Source organism: Actinoplanes sp. NPDC051633 (genome assembly GCF_040681735.1).
In the GTDB taxonomy this organism is placed as follows: domain Bacteria; phylum Actinomycetota; class Actinomycetes; order Mycobacteriales; family Micromonosporaceae; genus Actinoplanes.
Genome location: NZ_JBFAZH010000702.1, coordinates 1 through 4,154, shown reverse-complemented (window position 1 = coordinate 4,154; position 4,154 = coordinate 1). Strand labels below are relative to the sequence as shown.

Below are 4,154 nucleotides of genomic sequence, written 5' to 3'. Positions count from 1 at the left end.
ATGCGCGCGTAGCCGAACGGCACGCCGAGGCCGAGCGCTCGGCCGAGGTCGTCCAGCGCGTGACGGGCGAGTGCCCTCGCGATGAGCGCGTCGACCAAGCTGCCGCCGCGGTCCGAGCCCTCCAGCGCGGTGATCAACCGGTCCAGCAGTTTCGCCGCGGCGTCGAGGCCGGCCGGATCATCGTCGGTCCGGTGCTGGGCGATCAGGAGGCGGGCGAGGGTGAGCTGGTTGAACTCATTCGGGTACGTGAGCTCGCCGTCGGTCGTGACGCGGTGCTCGCGGGCCCAGGCCCATGCGTCCGGCAGCCGGTTCCCGGCGATGTGCACCCTCGCCCTGACGGCCGCGATCGGCCGCACGTCGGGAAAGAAGCCGGGCAGGTACGACGAGGCGGCCAGGTCGAGCATCGCCGCCGCGGCGTCGAGGTCGTCGCGGGCCCGCAGCACAGCGGACATGACGATGTACCAGCGGTGCCGGTTCTCCTGCAGCGATGCGGAGTCGCCGAGCTCCCGGGCGGTGCGCAGGTGCTCCTCGGCCGCGGCGAGATCACCGCGCTCGCGGAGGACGTCGGCCAGACCGACGTGCAGGTCACCGGTGATCGACAGGGCGGCCCCCGGATGACGCTCGGCGGTCGTCAGCGCCTGCTCGTACAGTCGCCGAGCCTCGTCGGGCCGGCCGCGGGCCAGCCACATCCCGGCCAGCACGACGGTCCCGCCCAGCGCGTCGGCGACGTTGCCGGCCCGGTGCAGGCTCCGGATCGCCTCGGCGAAGGTGTCGACGGCGTGGCTGAGGTCGCCGGCGGCCCACGTCGCCAGGCCCAGGAACCCGGCCGCACCACCGCGGGCGAGGTGATCACTCGGCCCGGTGAGCTCGAGTGCGCGCCGGGCGTGCAGGGCGGTTCCGGCGTGGTCGCCGCGGGCCTGAGCGACCGACGCGCGGTAGATCTCGATGGTGGCCGGAAGGCCGCGCAGCTCCTCGTCGCGGTCGGCTTCGGCGGATTCGCCGGAACGGGCGGCGGGAGCAGGCTGGAGGGCCGCCTGTGCCGAATCGAGCCATTGCTCGACCCCGTCGAGGTCACCGGCGGTCAGCCGGGTCCAGGCGACGGCGGTGGCGAGCAGGGCACGGCGCCGGACGACATCGCCGGGCAACGCTTGGACCCAATCGCGGAGGATGCGGTCGTGACGATGCCGCCGGAGGCCCGGGAGCGCGAGTTCGACCAGCTCCGCGGCCTGCTCGGCGTCGCCGCCGGCGAGGGCGTGGGGAACGGCGTCGGTGAGCATGTCGTGCTCGGCGTACCAGCGTGCGGCCCTTCGACGCAGCCCGGGCACTCGGTCCGGATCTGTGGCGGTGAGCTGGGCGCGCAGCGCCTCGGCGAACAGGTGGTGGTATCGGAACCACCGTCGCTGGTCGTCGAGCGGGACGACGAACAGATTGGACCGCTCGAGGTCTTCGAGCATCTGCTGCCCGTCCGTTCGGCCGCTGACCGCATCGCAGAGCGGGCCGGTCAGCTCGCGCACGACGGACGTGTCGAGCAGGAATCGCCGGACGTCGTCGGGCCGGCTGCGCAGCACGTCCTCGAGCAGGTAGTCGAGGACGAAGCGATGACTCCCGGTGAACGCGTCCACGAAGCCGCCGGCGTCACCGCCACCGGAGCGGCCGCGAGCCGCGAGCGCGGCGAGCTGAAGCCCGGCGGCCCACCCCTCGGTGCGGGCCTCGAGCGCGGCGACGTGCGCCGGCTCGAGATCCAGGCCCATGATGTCGTTGAGGAACGCGCCCGCCTCCGCCCGAGTGAACCGCAGATCGGCGGCGCGCAGCTCGAGAAGCTCACCTCGCGCCCGCAGCCGGGCCAGCGGCAACGGCGGGTCGGCCCGGGTCGCGATGACCAGCGTGATCTGTGGCGGCAGGTTGTCGACCAGATTCCGCAGGGCGTCGTGGACCTCGGCGGCGTCGATGACGTGATAGTCGTCGAGAGCCACCACCGTCGGCTCGGCGGCGACGTCGAGGTCGTTGACGAGGCTGACCAGAACGGCGTCGGCCGCGGCGCCCCGGTCGTGCTCCAGCAGGGCGAGCGCGTCGTCACCCAGCTCCTGGCCCGTGGACCGGATGGCGGCGATCAGATGGCTCAGGAACCGCCGCGGGTCGGTGTCGGCCTCGTCCAGGGACAGCCATGCGATGTGATGGGACGCCGAGACATCCGAGGCCAGCCATTGGGTCAGGACGGTGGTCTTGCCGAAGCCGGCCGGCGCCGAGACGAGCACGAGCCGCGGCATCGCGGCCGGGTCGGCCGGGAGCCGGTCGGTGAGCCGGGCACGGGTCACCAGCCGTCGCCGCGGCCGCGGAACGTGCAGCTTGGTGCCCAGCACAGGCATCCGATCAGCCTAGAGGCTCATCATTCGCAGTCCTGCCGGAACAATCCGTCAGCTTCGTCGGCGTTCGATGGGCTCGGATGCGCGTAGTGTTCGCGGTGTCACCGCCCTGGACCCGGGCGCCTCTTCCGTACGCCAGGGACGGCCATGAAAGCATTCCAGGAAGTGATCTCACCCGACATCGTCGACGTCCTGCATCGCGAGCACGAGCAGATCCGGCAACTGTGCACCGACATCCGAACGGCCGGGCGCGATCGGAAACAGCGCCCGCTGACCGCCCTGCGACAGGCCGTCCACCTGCACCAGCTCGGCGAGCTCTCGGTCGCTCACCCGGCCGTGCGCAACACCGGCTCGGACGGCGACACCATCGCCCTCGCCAGCCAGGTGGAGGGTGAACGGGTCGAGCGGTCGCTCACCGAGCTGGGCCGGCTCGGCATCCACCACCCCGACTTCGACGCCAGGTTCGCCGTCTTGACCGGCGCACTGCTGGACCACGCCGAGCATCAGGAACGAGACGAGTTCCCGCTGCTGCGCCGCTACGTGCCCGCGCACCGGCTGCACATGATGGCCAGCGCGATGCGGGACGTCCGGGTCATGGCCGTCGACTGAGACACGGCGCCGCTCACGCCGGGCGGCTGCGCCAGAGCAGCAGGACGAAGTAGGGCGCACCGATCAGGGCGGTGACCAGGCCGGCGGCGAGCTGGGTCGGCGCCAGGACCGTACGGCCGAGGGTGTCCGCCACCGAGACCAGCAACGCGCCCAGCGCCACCGCGACCGGCACCGCCCGGGCGTGGTTCGCGCCGACCAGCGCACGAGCGGCGTGCGGCGCCACCAGGCCGACGAAGGCGAGCGCGCCCACGGCGGTGGCCGCGCTCGCGGTCAGCACCGCGGCCATCGACAGGAAGCCGAGCCGGGACCGGCTCATCGGGACGCCCAGCACCCGCGGCACGTCCTCGTCGAGCGCCACCAGGTCCAGCGTGCGCGTCCCGGCCATGGTGAGGGGCAGGGCGATCAGCAGCACCAGAGCGACCGGGACGACCTGCGACACAGTCCGGCCGTAGGTGGAACCGGCCAGCCAGGTCAGGGCGAGGTTGGTGTTCCACGGCGAGGCGACCAGCACGATCAGGGAGGTCAACGCCGCGGCTCCGGCGCTGACCCCGATGCCGACCAGGACGATCCGGTCCGATGCCGGGCCACGACCGGCCGCGAGCCGGTAGACCAGGGTGAACGTGCCGAGCGCCGCGACCGTCGCGATGCCCATCACCGGCCACGCACCGACGCCGGGCAGCAGCAGGACCGTCGCCACCGCGCCGACCGAGGCGCCCGGCGTGATGCCGAGCAGTCCCGGCTCGGCGAGCGGGTTACGGCAGACCGCCTGCACGATGATGCCGGCCAGGGCGAGGGCGGCGCCGCCGAGCAGCGCGGCCAGCACGCGTGGCCAGCGCTGGTCGAGGACGAACGAGACCGTACGGCCGGATGTGCCCTGCCACCAGTTGGCGACATCGCCGAGCAGCACGACCCGGTCGCCCAGCAACAGGGCGCCGGCGAACGCCACGACCAGCCCGGCGCCGAGCAGCGCCCCGATGACGGCGATCCGGCCACGGGTACGGACCCGGCCGTGCGCGCCGCGCGCCGGTGCCGCCGCCGGGCCGCCGTCGCGCAGGCGGCGGGCCAGCCAGACCAGCAACGCCGCGCCGGCGAACGTGGTGACGACGCCGGTCGGGATCGAGATCGCCCGCCCGGCCGGCATCACGGCCCGCAGCAGCACATCGGCGCCGACCACGATCAGCG

At 73.3% G+C, this 4,154-nt stretch carries 3 protein-coding genes; 1 reads left to right on the top strand and 2 read right to left on the bottom strand.

Annotated features, from left to right (window positions below; all coding sequences use genetic code 11):
- Positions 1-2,366: tetratricopeptide repeat protein (locus tag AB0M20_RS30125; RefSeq protein ID WP_364303702.1), on the bottom strand; the 2,366-nt coding region annotated here is incomplete at its 3' end.
- Positions 2,367-2,510: 144 nt separating this feature from the next.
- Here AB0M20_RS30125 and AB0M20_RS30120 point away from each other — a divergent pair.
- Entirely contained in the window at positions 2,511-2,972 is a 462-nt protein-coding gene (locus AB0M20_RS30120; RefSeq protein ID WP_364303701.1) for a hypothetical protein, read from the top strand.
- 13 nt (positions 2,973-2,985) lie between these two features.
- On the opposite strand, the gene AB0M20_RS30115 is transcribed toward AB0M20_RS30120, so the two are convergent.
- Positions 2,986-4,154, bottom strand: a 1,169-nt coding sequence (locus AB0M20_RS30115; RefSeq protein ID WP_364303700.1) for an iron chelate uptake ABC transporter family permease subunit, incomplete at its 5' end; no start/stop codon positions are given.